Genomic DNA, 14,777 nt, shown 5'->3' with positions numbered 1-14,777 from the left:
TCTCAGTCCAGCCAGACATATCCCGCGAGTCGCCCCGTGGTGCGATCGCGTCGGTACGAGAAGTGGTCGCCCGATTCCAGCGTGCACACCGGCGACTGCTCCCGGTCGTGCACCCCGAGCCTTTCGAGCTGCGCGTGCACTCCGGCGGTCACGTCCACCGCGGGTGTGCCCCAGCTCGTCTCGGCGTACGCCGTCGGTTCGACGGCGGCCACATCGGCGCGCATCGCGTCGGGCACCTCGTAGCACCGGCCGCACACGGCGGGTCCGGTGCGGGCGACGATCCGGGCGGGATCGGCGCCGAGTCCGGTCATGGCCCGTACGGCGGCGGGGACGACCCCGGCCACCATGCCGGGCCGGCCCGCGTGGGCGGCACCGACGACTCCGGCGACCGGGTCGGCGAGCAGGACCGGCGTGCAGTCCGCGGTGAGGACGGCGAGGGCGAGACCGCGCTCGGCGGTGACGATCGCGTCGACCTCCGGCACCGGCCGGTCACCCCAGGGCTCGGAGACCACGGCCACCTCCGCCCCGTGCACCTGGTTCATCCAGACCACCCGCGCCGGGTCGATACCCAGCGACTTGGCGGCCAGTTCACGGTTGGTGCGTACGGCGTCGGCGTCGTCCCCGACCGCCCCGCCGAGGTTGAGCTCCTCGTACGGAACGGCGCTCACCCCGCCCCACCGGTCGGTGAAGGCGAAGTGCGCGCCGCTCACAGTGCTCGTTCCGGAGCGCTGTCCTATCACTTCAGGAAGTCCGGCACGTCCAGCTCCTCGGCCGCGCTGTCGGAGTAGGTCCGCGACGGCGGGACCGGCGGGGCGACCGGGAGGTCGGCGACCGGGTCGGGCGCGGGCTCCGGGTCCTCCTTCGGCGTGACGCTGCCGAGCGAGCCGAAGGACGGGCGGGACTCGGTCTGCCGTACCGGAGTGGGCTCCTCGCGGCGGGCCGAGTTGGAGGCCGAGCCGAGGACGGTGTCCCGGCGGGCCGGCGGCTGGCCGCCGTCGAAGCCGGCGGCGATGACCGTGACGCGCACCTCGTCGCCGAGGGCGTCGTCGATGACCGCGCCGAAGATGATGTTGGCCTCGGGGTGGGCGGCCTCGCTCACCAGCTGGGCGGCCTCGTTGATCTCGAACAGGCCGAGGTCGGAGCCACCGGAGATGGAGAGCAGCACACCGCGGGCGCCGTCGATGGACGCCTCCAGCAGCGGCGAGGAGATCGCCATCTCGGCGGCGGCCACCGCGCGGTCGTCGCCGCGGGCCGAGCCGATGCCCATGAGGGCCGAACCGGCCTCGGACATGACCGACTTGACGTCGGCGAAGTCGAGGTTGATCAGGCCGGGCGTGGTGATGAGGTCGGTGATGCCCTGGACACCGGAGAGCAGGACCTGGTCGGCCGACTTGAAGGCGTCGAGGACCGAGACCTGGCGGTCCGAGATGGACAGCAGCCGGTCGTTCGGGATGACGATGAGGGTGTCGACCTCTTCGCGGAGCTCCGCGATGCCGTCCTCGGCCTGGTTGGCGCGGCGCCGGCCCTCGAAGGTGAACGGGCGGGTGACGACGCCGATGGTGAGGGCGCCCAGGTTGCGGGCGATGTTGGCCACGACGGGCGCGCCGCCGGTGCCGGTGCCGCCGCCTTCACCGGCCGTCACGAAGACCATGTCGGCCCCCTTGAGGACCTCCTCGATCTCCTCGCGGTGGTCCTCGGCGGCCTTGCGGCCGACGGCCGGGTTGGCTCCGGCGCCGAGTCCGCGGGTGAGTTCCCGGCCGACGTCGAGCTTGACGTCGGCATCGCTCATCAACAGCGCCTGTGCGTCGGTGTTGATGGCGATGAACTCGACGCCCTTGAGACCGACCTCGATCATCCGGTTGATGGCATTGACACCACCGCCGCCGACACCGATGACTTTGATGACTGCGAGGTAGTTCTGCGGTGCTGCCACGTCGAAGGCCTCTCGCCTCGAGTTACGTGTCGTCGTCTCGCGTGGTCATGCGATACGCCGACGGATGCCGAATGGGACGGTCCATAGTGCCGACCCGAACCCTAACGTTGAAGTTTAGGGTTACCAGTGTGTCTGTTCCCTGGAGTCTTCTGAACAGGACACTAAGTCGACAAGTGGCGCACGTTCAACGAACACGCCGAACCTCCCGTTTTTCTTTTCACCCTATGTGATCAGCCGTAGCGGTAGCCAACCAGGGTGCTGGCCTGCGCGGATGTACGTCAACTCCCTGATGACGCAGGGGCGGTGGGAACCGAGACGTCGAAGTACCGCGCATCGGGCGCAGCTTTCAGCAGAGCGGTGAGCGTACGGGCCTTCGCGGTGCCCTTCTCGCCACTCCCCCACGCGACGGTCCGCCCACCGCTCAACTCCAGCGAGATGTCGTCGTACGAGCGCACCTTGACGGTCCGGGTGTTCTTCGCGACGGCGGCCGGAATGTCACCGGCGACGCGGACGGCTTCGCGTACGAGCCGGTCCGCGCCGAAGCGGCGCAGGCTCGCAGCGGCGGAGCCGGACTCGGAGACCGTCAATTCGAGCGCGGGAACGCCTTTCGGAGCCTGGGAAACCGTGGCAAAACGGACGCCGCCATCGTCCACTTCGGCAAACTTTCCGCCCTCTTCGACAAGAAGAACCGGAGTCCGCTCGACCACTTTCAGCCCGATTCCATGGGGCCAGGAGCGAGTCACGTCAACCGAGTCAATTCGGGGCAATTTCCGTAGCAACCGTGCCTCAATCGCATCGGTGTCGACGGAAATCAGTGGCGATCCGAGCGGGACATCGGCGGCCTCGCGCACCTGTGCGGGTGTCAGGACGTCGGTGCCGGAGACCGTCACCCGCTCCACACGCAGCCACTGCGAGCCGTACAGCGCCCAGGCGCTGCCCGCGCCGAGCAGGACCAGCGCGACGGCAAGAATGATGATCGTACGGGGTTGAGGCACCCTCAAGCGCCGGGCAGGCGGCGGACCGGACGACTCCTGCTGGCGTTCACCGCGCTCGGCGGTAGTCGTTCCGGCCACGCTCCCTGCCCTTCGCTCTATGTCAAGACGCCGTCCCTAGCGGTGTGCACGGTGGGCGGCGATCGCCTCGTACACCATGCCGACGAGCAGGTCGTCGGCGTCCCGGCGGCCGAACTCGGCGGCGGCGCGGGACATCTGGTACAGCCGGTGCGGGTCGGCGAGGACGGGCAGGACGTTCTGCTGGACCCACTCGGGGGTCAGCTCCGCGTCGTCGACCAGCAGTCCGCCGCCGGCCTTGACCACCGGCTGGGCGTTGAGCCGCTGTTCGCCGTTGCCGATGGGCAGCGGGACGTAGGCGGCCGGAAGTCCGACGGCGGAGAGTTCGGCGACGGTCATCGCGCCCGCGCGGCAGAGCATCATGTCGGCCGCGGCGTACGCGAGGTCCATCCGGTCCACGTACGGTACCGGGATGTACGGGGGCATCCCCGGCATCTGCTGTACGTGCGGCAGTTCGTTCTTCGGGCCGACCGCGTGCAGGATCTGGATGCCGGCCTGCTGGAGCCAGGGGGCGACCTGCTGGACGACCTCGTTGAGGCGGCGGGCGCCCTGGGAGCCGCCGGAGACCAGGAGGGTCGGCAGGTTGGGGTCGAGGCCGAACATCGCGCGGGCCTCGGGGCGGGCGGCGGCCCGGTCCAGGGTGGCGATGGTGCGGCGCAACGGGATGCCGATGTAGCGGGCGTCGCGCAGCTTGCTGTCCGGGGTGGAGACGGCGACCCTGGCGGCGTACCGCGAGCCGATCTTGTTGGCGAGGCCGGGGCGGGCGTTGGCCTCGTGGATCACGATCGGCACACCGAGGCGCTTGGCGGCGAGATAGCCGGGCAGCGCCACATAACCGCCGAAGCCGACGACGGCGTCCGCCTTGGTGCGTTCCAGGATCTGCTCGGCGGCCTTGATGGTGCCGCGCAGCCGGCCCGGGACGGTGATCAGCTCGGGGGTGGGCTTGCGTGGCAGCGGTACGGCGGGGATCAGCGCGAGCTCATAGCCCCGCTGCGGGACCAGCGTGGTCTCCAGGCCGCGCTCCGTGCCGAGGGCCGTGATCCCCACGGTCGGGTCCTGCCTGCGCAGGGCGTCCGCGAGGGCGAGCGCGGGCTCGATGTGGCCGGCGGTCCCCCCACCGGCGAGTACGACATGCACCGAAATTCACCGCTCTCCGGACGAGCGCGCCACCGAGGCACGCCGTCGCATCGTGTTCCATCTCCGAGGTCCCGAAGGCCCCCCGCCACCCCGCTTTCTACCAAAGCGGGGTTGCCGCATCGAAAGCGCCGCCCGCGCAGCGGGATCGTCACGCGCGAAGGCGATCAGCAGCCCGATGGCGAACATGGTCGGGAGCAGGGCGGATCCTCCGTAGGAGAACAGCGGGAGGGGGACTCCGGCGATCGGCAGCAGGCCGAGCACCGCACCGATGTTGATCACGGCCTGGGCCGTGATCCAGGTGGTCACGCCTCCCGCGGCATACCTGACGAAGGGGTCCTCCGTGCGTCCGGCCACGCGGATACCCGCATAGCCTAGAGCCGCGAAGAGGGCCAGCACCGACAGCGTCCCCGCCAGGCCCAGTTCCTCACCGGTGACGGCGAAGATGAAGTCCGTGTGCGCTTCCGGGAGTTGCCCCCATTTTTCCACACTCGCGCCGAGCCCGGAGCCGAAGATTCCGCCGGAGGCGAGGGCGTAGATCCCGTGCACGGCCTGCCAGCAGGCGTCCCCCGGGCCCGGGTCGGTGGCGCCGATGCACTGGAGCCGGGCCATCCGGTTGGGGCTGGTCTTGATCAGGATCACACCGATCGTGGCGGCGATCGACAGCACCCCGACGAAGAGCCGGGTGGGCGCCCCCGCCAGCCACAGCAGGCCGAAGAGGATCGCCGTGAGGATGATCGCCGTGCCCATGTCGCCGCCGAGCATGATCAGCCCGAGCAGCATGAAGGCGACCGGGACCAGCGGCACCAGCATGTGCTTCCACTGGGTCAGCAGCTTCTTGTCCTGCTTGCGGGCCAGCAGATCGGCGCCCCACAGCACCAGGGCGAGCTTGCCGAACTCACTGGGCTGGATCTGGAAGGAGCCGCCGAGGGCGATCCAGTTCTGGTTGCCGTTGACCGCGACTCCTATCCCCGGCACCTGCACCAGCGCCATCAGGAAGACGGCGCCCGCGAGGATCGGATAGGCCAGCGCCCGGTGCAGCTTGACCGGCATCCGGGAGGCGATCAGCAGCAGCACGGCACCGATGGCGGCGGCCAGGAACTGCTTGCGGAAGAAGAAGGAGCCCGGCAGCGACTTCTGCAGGGCCGTGATCTGGGACGCCGAGTAGACCATGACGAGCCCGAGCACGGTGATCAGCAGGCTGCCGCCGAGGATCAGGTAGTACGCGGTCAGCGGCCGGTCCCAGGCTTTGCGCGCGCGTGTGTAGAGGCGTCGTACGGGGTTGTCGCGCACCGGACGGGAGGCGGCGGGACGTCTGACGACCCGTTGCACGGGCGGTCGGCCGGTACGGCTGCTGGGCATCAGAGCCTCCGCTACGTCGGTCAGGAGCCGAGTTCGCGAACCGCCTCCGCGAACGCGTCACCGCGCTTGTTGTAGTTGGTGAACATGTCCATGGAGGCGCAGGCCGGGGCCAGCAGCACCGTGTCGCCGGGCTGAGCCAGCCGCTTCGCCTCCGTCACCGCCTGGAGCATCGCCCCAGTGTCTGTCCGGTCGAGGTCGACGACGGGTACTTCCGGGGCGTGTCGCGCGAGGGCTTCACGGATCAGCGCGCGGTCGGCGCCGATGAGCACGACACCGCGAAGTCGCTTTGCCGACTTGGCGACCAGCTCCTCGAAGGAGGCACCCTTGGCGAGTCCGCCCGCGATCCACACGATCGACTCGTAGGCCGCCAACGAGGCTTCCGCGGCATGGGTGTTGGTGGCCTTGGAGTCGTCGACGTAAGCGACCCCGTCCACATCGGCCACATGCGCGATGCGGTGCGCGTCCGGCGTGAACGCCCGCAGACCGTCCCGTACGGCCTTCGGGGGCACCCCGAACGCACGGGCGAGGGCCGCCGCGGCAAGGGCGTTGGCGACGTTGTGCGGGGCCGGCGGGTTGACGTCGGAGATCTCGGCGAGCTCCTGGGCGTTCTTCTGCCGGTTCTCGACGAAGGCGCGGTCGACCAGGATGCCGTCCACGAGCCCGAGTTGGGAGGGGCCCGGGGAGCCCAGGGTGAAGCCGATGGCCCGGCAGCCCTCCTCGACGTCCGCCTCGCGCACCAGGTCCTCGGTGGCCTTGTCGGCCACGTTGTAGACACAGGCGATGCGATTGCCCTCGTAGATGCGGCCCTTGTCGCGCGCGTACGCCTCCATGGAGCCATGCCAGTCGAGGTGGTCCGGGGCGAGGTTCAGGACGGCGGCGGAGTGGGCGCGCAGGGAGGGCGCCCAGTGGAGCTGATAGCTCGACAACTCCACGGCCAGGACGTCGTACTGCTCCTCGCCGAGCACCGCGTCCAGCACCGAGACGCCGATGTTGCCGACGGCTGCCGTGCGCAGGCCCGCCGCCTTGAGGATCGACGCGAGCATCTGCGTGGTCGTGGTCTTGCCGTTGGTGCCGGTGATCGCGAGCCAGGGGGCCGCGTCGGGGCCGCGCAGGCGCCAGGCGAGTTCGACGTCGCCCCAGATCTCCACGCCGGCCGCACGGGCCGCCTCGAACAGCGGCTTGTCCGGCTTCCATCCAGGTGCGGTGACGATGAGGTCGGTGCCCTCGGGCAGGGTCGCGCCGTCACCGAGGCGGACGGTGATGCCGAGCGCCTCCAGTTCGGCGGCCTGCTCACGCGCGCGTGCGTCGTCGCCGTCGTTGACGACCGTGACGTGCGCCCCGCGCGCGTGCAGCACCTTGGCCGCCGGGATGCCGGAGACGCCGAGTCCGGCGACGGTGACGTGCTTGCCCTGCCAGTCGAGAGGCTCCGAGGAGGTCACTTTTCTGCTGCCCATCCCGCGTAGAAGAGGCCCAGGCCGACGATCACACAGATGCCCTGGATGATCCAGAAGCGGACCACGACCAGGACTTCTGACCAGCCCTTGAGTTCGAAGTGGTGCTGGAGCGGTGCCATGCGGAAGACGCGCTTTCCGGTGAGCCGGAAGGAACCGACCTGGATGACGACCGACATGGTGATGAGGACGAACAGACCGCCCATGATCGCCACGAGCAGCTCCGTGCGGGAGCAGATCGCGAGACCGGTGAGGACACCGCCGAGCGCGAGCGAACCGGTGTCGCCCATGAAGATCTTCGCGGGCGAGGTGTTCCACCACAGGAAGCCCAGGCAGGCACCCATCAGCGCCGAGGCGATGACCGCGAGGTCGAGCGGGTCTCTCACCTCGTAACAGGCGCCCGGGTTGGTCAGGGTGCCCGCGTTGGCGCAGGACTCCTGGAACTGCCAGACGCCGATGAAGGTGTAGGCACCGAAGACGAGCACGGAGGCGCCGGTGGCCAGACCGTCCAGACCGTCGGTGAGGTTCACGCCGTTCGACATCGCGAGGATCATGAACAGCGCCCAGACCACGAACAGCACGGGGCCGATCTTCCAGCCGAAGTCCGTGATGAACGACAGCCGGTCGGAGGCCGGGGTGTTGTCGCGGGCGTCCGGGAACATCAGCGCGAGCACCGCGAAGGAGATGCCGACGATCAGCTGGCCGGCCATCTTCGCCTTGGCCCGCAGACCCAGCGAGCGCCGCTTGACGATCTTGATGTAGTCGTCGAGGAAGCCGACCAGACCCATGCCGACCATCAGGCCGAGCACCAGCAGACCCGAGTAGGTCGGGGGGTAGCCGGTGATGAGCTTGGACAGGAAGTAGGCGGCGACCGTGGCCAGGATGAAGGCGATACCGCCCATGGTCGGCGTACCGCGCTTGCTCGCGTGCTCACGCGGGCCGTCGTCCCGGATGTACTGGCCGTAGCCCTTGCGGGCCAGGAGCTTGATCAGCAGCGGGGTGCCGACCAGGGTCAGGAAGAGGCCGATGACTCCCGAGAACAGGATCTGCTTCATCATCGGGCGGCAACCTCACCCTCGCCGCCGAGCAGCGCCGCGGCGACACTCTCCAGGCCCACCGAACGGGACGCCTTCACGAGTACGACGTCTCCCGGGCGCAGCTGACTGCGCAACAGGTCGACCGCCGCCTGTGCGTCGGACACGTGCACCGACTCCTCACCCCACGAACCCTCGTTATATGCGCCCAGTTGCAGCCAGGACGCTTCCCTGCCCCCGACCGCGACGAGCTTGCTGACGTTGAGCCGGACGGCGAGCCGCCCGACCGCGTCGTGCTCGGCGAGCGCCTCGTCCCCGAGCTCGGCCATCTTGCCGAGCACCGCCCAGGTCCGCCGCCCCTGGCCCATGGCCACGAGCGCGCGCAGGGCGGCCCGCATGGACTCCGGATTGGCGTTGTAGGCGTCGTTGACGACGGTCACGCCGTCGGGGCGCTCGGTGACCTCCATCCGCCAGCGGGAGAGGGAGCCCGCCTCGGAGAGCGCGGTGGCGATCTCTTCCGCGGACATGCCCAGCTCATGGGCGACGGCGGCCGCGGCGAGCGCGTTCGACACGTGGTGCTCACCGTACAGGCGCATGGTCACTTCGCTTGCACCGGAGGGTGTGCGAAGCAGGAAGGCAGGCTGTCCGCTGTCCGTGAGTCGCACGTTCTCGGCGCGTACGTCCGCTTCGTCGGACTCTCCGAAAAGGATCACCCTCGCCTTCGTACGGGACGCCATGGCCCGTACGAGGGGGTCGTCCGCGTTCAGGACCGCCGTACCGTCCTCGGGCAGGCCCTCGACGAGCTCGCCCTTGGCCTGGGCGATCTGCTCACGGCCGCCGAACTCGCCGATGTGGGCGGTGCCGACGTTGAGGACGAGGCCGATCTTCGGCGGCGTCAGATCCGCGAGGTAGCGGATGTGGCCGATGCCGCGGGCGCCCATCTCCAGGACGAGGAACCTCGTCTCGTCGGTGGCGCTCAGGGCGGTCAGCGGCAGCCCGATCTCGTTGTTGAGCGAGCCGGGGGTCCACACCGTCGGCGCCTTGCGCTGCAGCACCTGGGCGATCAGGTCCTTGGTGCTGGTCTTGCCCGCGGAGCCGGTGAGGGCCACGAGGGTCGCACCGAGCCGTCGTACGACATGACGGGCGAGGGCGCCGAGCGCGGTCTGCACGTCGTCCACGACGATCGCGGGGACGCCGACCGGGCGCGAGGCCAGGACGGCGGCCGCGCCCGCCTCGACGACCTGCGCGGCGAAGTCATGGCCGTCGACGCGCTCGCCGACGAAGGCGACGAAGAGGCTGCCGGGCTCCACCTCGCGGGAGTCACGGACCACCGGCCCGGTGATCTGTACCGACGGATCCGGTATGTCGTGGGTCTGCCCGCCGACGACTGAGGCGATCTCGGCGAGAGAGAGGGCGATCACAAGTTCATCCCTGGGTCTTCTGGATGGCTTCTCGAAGCACCTGGCGGTCGTCGAAGGGACGGACCACCCCGGCGATGTCCTGGCCCTGCTCATGGCCCTTGCCCGCGACCAGCACGGTGTCTCCGGGCCGTGCTCGGGCGACGGCGGCGGCGATCGCGGCGGCCCGGTCCTCGAAGACCTGGACCTCGCCGCGCTCGTGTACTGGCACGGACGCCGCGCCTTCGAGCATGGTTGCGAGGATCGCGAGGGGGTCCTCGGAGCGGGGGTTGTCGGAGGTCAGTACGGCGGTGTCGGCGAGCCGGGCCGCGGCGGCGCCCATCGGGGCCCGCTTGGTCCTGTCGCGGTCGCCTCCGCAGCCGAGCACGATGTGCAGCTTGCCCTCGGTGACCTTGCGCAGGGCGCGCAGGACCGATTCGACGGCGTCGGTCTTGTGGGCGTAGTCCACGACCGCCAGATACGGCTGTCCGGCGTCCACGCGCTCCAGGCGCCCCGGCACGCCCGCCACCGCGGCCACGCCGTCGGCCGCGGTCTGCGGGTCGAGGCCGGCGGCGGCGAGGGCGACGATCGCGGCGAGGGAGTTGGCCACGTTGAAGGGCCCGGCGATCGGCGACCTGGCGGCGATCCGCTCGCCCCCCGGGCCGACCACGGTGAACGTCGAGTCCATCGGGCCGACCTGGACGTCCTCGGCGCGCCAGTCGGCGTCGGGGTGGCCCTCGGCGGAGAAGGTGAGGACCGGGACGCCCGCCTCCTTGACCAGCCTGCGGCCGTACTCGTCGTCGTAGTTGACGATGCCGAGCCTGCTGCGTTTCGCCGTGAACAGCTGCGCCTTCGCCTGGAAGTAGTCCTCCATGTCGGAGTGGAACTCCATGTGTTCCGGGCTCAGGTTGTTGAAGACGGCGATGTCGAAGACGGTGCCGTCGACCCGGCCGAGGACCAGCGCGTGACTGGAGACCTCCATGGCGACCGCCTCGACGCCGCGTTCGCGCATGACGGCGAACAGGGCCTGGAGGTCGGTGGCTTCGGGGGTGGTGCGCTCGGACTTGATGCGCTCGTCGCCGATGCGCATCTCGACGGTGCCGATGAGCCCGGTGCTGCGGACGGCCTTCAGACCGCCCTCCACCAGGTAGGCGGTGGTGGTCTTGCCGGAGGTGCCGGTGATGCCGATCTGGAGCAGATCGCGGCCGGGGCGGCCGTAGATCGTGGCCGCCAGTTCGCCCATCCGCGCGCGCGGGTCGTCGACCACCAGGACCGGCAGGCCGGTCGCAGCGGCGCGCTCGGCGCCGGTCGGGTCGGTCAGCACGGCGGCCGCGCCGAGGCCGGCGGCCTGGGTCACGAAGTCGGCGCCGTGCAGACGGGCGCCCGGGAGGGCGGCGTACAGGTCGCCGGGGCGGACCGCGCGCGAGTCATGGGTGATGCCCGTGACCGTTACGTCGTTCTCCGGCCCGGTGACACCCAGCTGATCGGCGAGCTCCGCAAGGGGTGTGGCGGAGACCTGAACCGGCCGGGGCGGCCCCGGATATGTCACGGGATGGCCCTTCTGGGTGGTTTGGGACTGATCAGCGTGTGGCACGGCGGTGAGCGTACCGGGCACACCCCGTTCGGAGCGAAGTGAGGGCAGGGGCACGCCCTGGTTCCCGGAATCGGGAGTGATCGTTGTCACGAGCTGGTTCCTGGGTGGTTCCGTGCTGAACAGTGCAGGTCAGGGTTTGAAGGTGACGGGGAGGCTGGCGGACTTGGCCCCGGTCGGCGGGACCTGGAGGGTCTTCAGGGCGAACTCCATGACCTGCTTGTAGACGGGACCGCAGATCTGGCCGCCGAAGTAGCTGCCCTTGGTGGCGTTCTGGATGGCGCAGTACACGGTGACACGGGGCTTGTCGGCGGGCGCGAACCCGGCGAACGAGGAGGTGTAGCCGCGGTACTTGCCGGTGGCCGGATCCACGCGGTTGGCCGTACCCGTCTTGCCCGCGACCCGGTAGCCGGGGATGCGCGCCTTGGTGCCGGTGCCCTCCCGGTCGTCCACGACCGACTCCAGCATCTGGGCGAGGGTCTTCGCCGTCTTCGCGCTGATCACCCTTGTCCGCTCCGGCTTCGCGGCGGGGGTGAAGCGGCCGTCAGGTCCCTGGGTGCCGCGGACGAGCGTGGGTTCGATCCGTACGCCGCCGTTGGCGATCGTGGAGTAGACGGACGCGGCCTGCATCGCGTTGAGGGAGACGCCCTGGCCGAAAGGAATCGTGTACTGCTGCGAGGTCGACCAGTCCTGCGGCGCCGCGAGGATGCCTCTGGTCTCGCCGGGGAAGTCGAGGCCGCTGTAGCTGCCCAGGCCGAACTTGCGCAGATAGGAGTAGAGGACCTGGTTGGACTGGGCCTGCGTCCTGCCGAGCTGGCCGGTCGCCAGGATGGTGCCGATGTTGCTGGACTTGGCGAGCACGCCGTTGAGCGTGAGGTACCAGGTCTCGTGGTCGATGTCGTCCTGGAAGAGCCGGTCGCCGCGGTGCAGCCGGTTGGGCACGACGACATGGGTCAGCGGCGTCGCGACGTTCTCCTCCAGCACGGCGGCCATCGACATGACCTTGGCGGTGGAGCCGGGCTCGTAGGCGTCCTCCACGGCCCAGTTGTGCAGGGTGCTCGGATCGGCCTGGGACAGGTCGCCTGGGTCGAAGCCGGGCGAGTTGGCCATGGCGAGGATCTCGCCGGTCCGCGTGTCCTGCACAATCACGTACCCGCGGTCCGCCTTGGACTTCTTCACCTGCTCGGAGATGGCGTTCTGCGCGGCCCACTGGATGTCGCGGTCGATGGTGAGCTCGACGTCGCTGCCGGCGACGGCGGGGGTCTCCGTGGAACCCGCGGTCGGCACCTGACGGCCGCCGGACTGGGCGTAGCGGATCTTGCCGTCCTTGCCGGCCAGCAGGCCGTTCAGCTGCTGCTCGACCCCGCCGCCGCCCTTGCCGTCGGCGTTGACCCAGCCCAGTATCCCGGCGGCGAGATCACCGTTGGGGTACACGCGCTTGCTGGTGGCGACGGCGAAGACACCGGCGAGCACATTGACGGTGGTCTTGTCCTCGGCGGCCTTCGCGGCCAGCGCGCTCTTGAGATCCTTGATCTGCTTCCAGACCTGAGGCGTCTGCCGGCCGGCGAGCTTGACGTACTGCCCCTTGGCCCGCAGCTTCTTAGCGAGTTCGGCCTGCTCCTGCCCGAGGATCGGGGCGAGCAGCGCGGCCGCCTGCTCGGGCCCGTCGGAGATCTTGAGCTGCTTCCTGCTGAACAGCGTGGGGTCGGCCGTGATGTCGTACGCGTCCACGCTGGTCGCCAGAGCCACCCCGGAGCGGTCGGTGATCTGACCGCGCTCGGCGGCCAGGGTGTAGCCGACGTACCGGTTCTGCTCGGCCTTGGCGGCATAGGTGCTCGCGTCGACGGCCTGGACCTGGAGCAGTCGCACGGTGAAGGCGATCAGTACGAGGGTCAGGGCGAGGCTGACCATGCGGAGCCGGGGCCGGGGGCTGCCGAGCCTGATCAGGCGCGGGGCCGCGGGACGCGGCGCCCTCGGTCGTGGCGCCGTGGGCCGGCGGGCCGGGCGGGCGCCGGGGCCGGCGGGGCGCCGCCGGGCGTCGGGGGCGGGCCTGGCGGGTCCGGGCACACGGCGGCGCGGCGGTTCCCTGTCGGACACTTCCGTCACCTGCCGGGGGTCGGGGTCGGGGAGGACGGGGTGGTGGAGGGGCTGGCTGCGGCGGCGCCGGGCGTGGCGGCCGCCGTCGGGGTCGCCGAGGGCGACGGGGGTGCCGAGGTGACCGGCGGCGGGAGCATCACCTCGGGCGGCCGTACGACCTGGGCCGAGGACTGTTCGGCCGCGGCTCCCGGGACGCCCTTGACGGTGCCGTCGGGGTCGAGGAAGGCGGGGTCGCCGCCGGGGACCATGCCGAGTTCGCGGGCCCGGCGCTGCAGGGCGTCCGGGGCGGAGTAGGCGTCGATGTCCCGCTGGAGGGCCTGCTCCTGGTCGGTGAGGCTCTTGGTCTCCCGCTGGAGGTCGTCGAGCTTGAACGCCCCTTCGGAGAGCGCGGAGTTCAGCACGAGAAGCCCGATGAGACCGCCGCCGAGGAGCAGGACGACGAGGAGGACGAACGGGGTGCGGGCCGCCTGGGCCCGGCCCCCGGTGGTCGGGAAGAGTCGCGCGAGACGGGCGGCCCGCCCCCTCAGTTCGGGTTTCCTACTCACTCACCCTCCAGTGAGTCCAGTTGCCCAACCCACTCACGCTCCTCATTCCAGCGCCTCCCGGATGCGCTCGGCACCACGCAACCGCGCGGGGGCGGCGCGCCGGTTCTCGGCGACCTCTTCCTCCGTGGGAAGTTCGGCACCGCGCGTGAGCAGCTTGAGCCGCGGCTGGTACTGCTCGGGCACGACCGGCAGCCCGGGGGGCGCGGTGTTGGCGGCACCGGCCGCGAACACCTGCTTGACCAGGCGGTCCTCGAGCGAGTGGTACGACAGGACGGCGATCCGACCGCCCACGGCGAGGGCGTCCACCGCGGCCGGGATCGCCCTTTCCAGGACGGCGAGTTCACCGTTGACCTCGATGCGCAGGGCCTGGAAGGTGCGCTTGGCCGGGTTGCCGCCGGTGCGCTTGGCGGCCTGCGGCAGGGAGTCCCGGATCAGCTCGACCAGCCGCGCGCTGTTGGAGAAGGACTCCTTCTCGCGCTCGCGCACGATCGCCGACACGATCCGCTTGGCCTGCTTCTCCTCGCCGTACGCCCGGAGGATCCGGACGAGTTCACCGGCCGGGTAGGTGTTGAGGACCTCGGCGGCGCTCACGCCGGTCGTCTGGTCCATGCGCATGTCGAGCGGGGCGTCCTGGGCGTAGGCGAAGCCGCGGTCGGCCTCGTCGAGCTGCATGGAGGAGACGCCGAGGTCGAAGAGGACGCCCTGCACGCGCGGGACGCCGAGCCTTCGCAGGACCTCCGGGAGCTCGTCGTACACCGCGTGGACGAGGGTCGCGCGCTCCCCGTACGGCGCGAGGCGCTCGCCGGACAGGCGCAGGGCCTCCTTGTCGCGGTCGAGGGCGACGAGGCGGGCCTCGGGGAACTGCTGGAGGAGGGCCTCGCTGTGGCCGCCGAGGCCGAGGGTGCAGTCGACGACGACCGCGCCGGGGGCCTGCAGGGCGGGGGCCAACATGTCCAGGCACCGCTGGAGCATCACCGGGACATGTCGACTGTTGCTCAAGGGGCCCTCTCAGGTCCGGCGGGCCGTCCGCACCGCCGGATCCCCGCCCTCCGGGAGAGGGCCGAGCCGTACGTACGCGCCGCGCGCGTGGGGAGATCCGGTGACTTTGCCGGTGTCTCCTGGGGAATTCATGCCAGCGGGGAGACCTCGCCTCCCGCTTCGCG

12 protein-coding genes are annotated in these 14,777 nt (G+C 70.5%); all 12 read right to left on the bottom strand.

The window, feature by feature from the left end; genetic code table 11:
- Positions 1–2 precede the first annotated feature (2 nt).
- Positions 3–740, bottom strand: a complete 738-nt coding sequence (pgeF, locus tag PH203_RS02930; RefSeq protein WP_289915692.1) for a peptidoglycan editing factor PgeF — start codon at positions 738–740, stop codon at positions 3–5.
- Complete coding sequence (gene ftsZ / locus PH203_RS02925) at positions 737–1,933, bottom strand: cell division protein FtsZ (protein WP_289915691.1); 1,197 nt, start codon at positions 1,931–1,933, stop codon at positions 737–739. The genes pgeF and ftsZ overlap by 4 nt, the downstream gene beginning before the upstream one ends.
- A gap of 278 nt (positions 1,934–2,211) precedes the next feature.
- Entirely contained in the window at positions 2,212–3,006 is a 795-nt protein-coding gene (locus PH203_RS02920; RefSeq protein WP_289915690.1) for an FtsQ-type POTRA domain-containing protein, read from the bottom strand.
- 36 nt (positions 3,007–3,042) lie between these two features.
- Entirely contained in the window at positions 3,043–4,140 is a 1,098-nt protein-coding gene (gene murG / locus PH203_RS02915; protein ID WP_289915686.1) for an undecaprenyldiphospho-muramoylpentapeptide beta-N-acetylglucosaminyltransferase, read from the bottom strand.
- A 6-nt stretch (positions 4,141–4,146) separates the two neighbouring features.
- On the bottom strand, positions 4,147–5,499 hold the full coding sequence (gene ftsW, locus PH203_RS02910; RefSeq protein WP_289915685.1) for a putative lipid II flippase FtsW: 1,353 nt from the start codon (positions 5,497–5,499) through the stop codon (positions 4,147–4,149).
- Positions 5,500–5,519: 20 nt separating this feature from the next.
- Complete coding sequence (gene murD, locus PH203_RS02905) at positions 5,520–6,953, bottom strand: UDP-N-acetylmuramoyl-L-alanine--D-glutamate ligase (RefSeq protein WP_289915682.1); 1,434 nt, start codon at positions 6,951–6,953, stop codon at positions 5,520–5,522.
- Complete coding sequence (gene mraY, locus PH203_RS02900) at positions 6,935–8,008, bottom strand: phospho-N-acetylmuramoyl-pentapeptide-transferase (protein WP_289915680.1); 1,074 nt, start codon at positions 8,006–8,008, stop codon at positions 6,935–6,937. Before mraY ends, murD begins: the two co-directional genes overlap by 19 nt.
- Positions 8,005–9,405, bottom strand: coding sequence for a UDP-N-acetylmuramoyl-tripeptide--D-alanyl-D-alanine ligase (gene murF, locus PH203_RS02895; RefSeq protein WP_289915677.1), 1,401 nt, complete (start codon positions 9,403–9,405; stop codon positions 8,005–8,007). Before murF ends, mraY begins: the two co-directional genes overlap by 4 nt.
- A gap of 4 nt (positions 9,406–9,409) precedes the next feature.
- Complete coding sequence (locus PH203_RS02890) at positions 9,410–10,930, bottom strand: UDP-N-acetylmuramoyl-L-alanyl-D-glutamate--2,6-diaminopimelate ligase (protein ID WP_289916616.1); 1,521 nt, start codon at positions 10,928–10,930, stop codon at positions 9,410–9,412.
- A 174-nt stretch (positions 10,931–11,104) separates the two neighbouring features.
- On the bottom strand, positions 11,105–13,069 hold the full coding sequence (locus tag PH203_RS02885) for a penicillin-binding protein 2 (protein ID WP_289915674.1): 1,965 nt from the start codon (positions 13,067–13,069) through the stop codon (positions 11,105–11,107).
- A gap of 5 nt (positions 13,070–13,074) precedes the next feature.
- A complete protein-coding gene (locus PH203_RS02880) occupies positions 13,075–13,614 on the bottom strand; it encodes a septum formation initiator family protein (protein ID WP_289915671.1) in 540 nt (179 codons plus the stop codon).
- Between the two features lie 42 nt (positions 13,615–13,656).
- Positions 13,657–14,613 carry a 16S rRNA (cytosine(1402)-N(4))-methyltransferase RsmH gene (rsmH, locus tag PH203_RS02875; RefSeq protein ID WP_289915670.1) on the bottom strand — a complete coding sequence of 319 codons (957 nt, stop codon included), beginning with the start codon at positions 14,611–14,613 and terminating at the stop codon, positions 13,657–13,659.
- Positions 14,614–14,777 lie beyond the last annotated feature (164 nt).

This window comes from Streptomyces sp. S.PB5, from assembly GCF_030403745.1.
Lineage (GTDB): Bacteria > Actinomycetota > Actinomycetes > Streptomycetales > Streptomycetaceae > Streptomyces.
Note: the sequence above shows the minus strand (reverse complement) of the source record. Positions and strands in the feature narration are given on the sequence as shown.

Excerpts from the sequence above, each read along its gene's own strand:
- ftsW (WP_289915685.1), bottom strand. The coding sequence starts at position 5,499 with ATGCCCAGCAGCCGTACCGGCCGACCGCCCGTGCAACGGGTCGTCAGA.
- murD (WP_289915682.1), bottom strand. The coding sequence starts at position 6,953 with ATGGGCAGCAGAAAAGTGACCTCCTCGGAGCCTCTCGACTGGCAGGGC.
- mraY (WP_289915680.1), bottom strand. The coding sequence starts at position 8,008 with ATGATGAAGCAGATCCTGTTCTCGGGAGTCATCGGCCTCTTCCTGACC.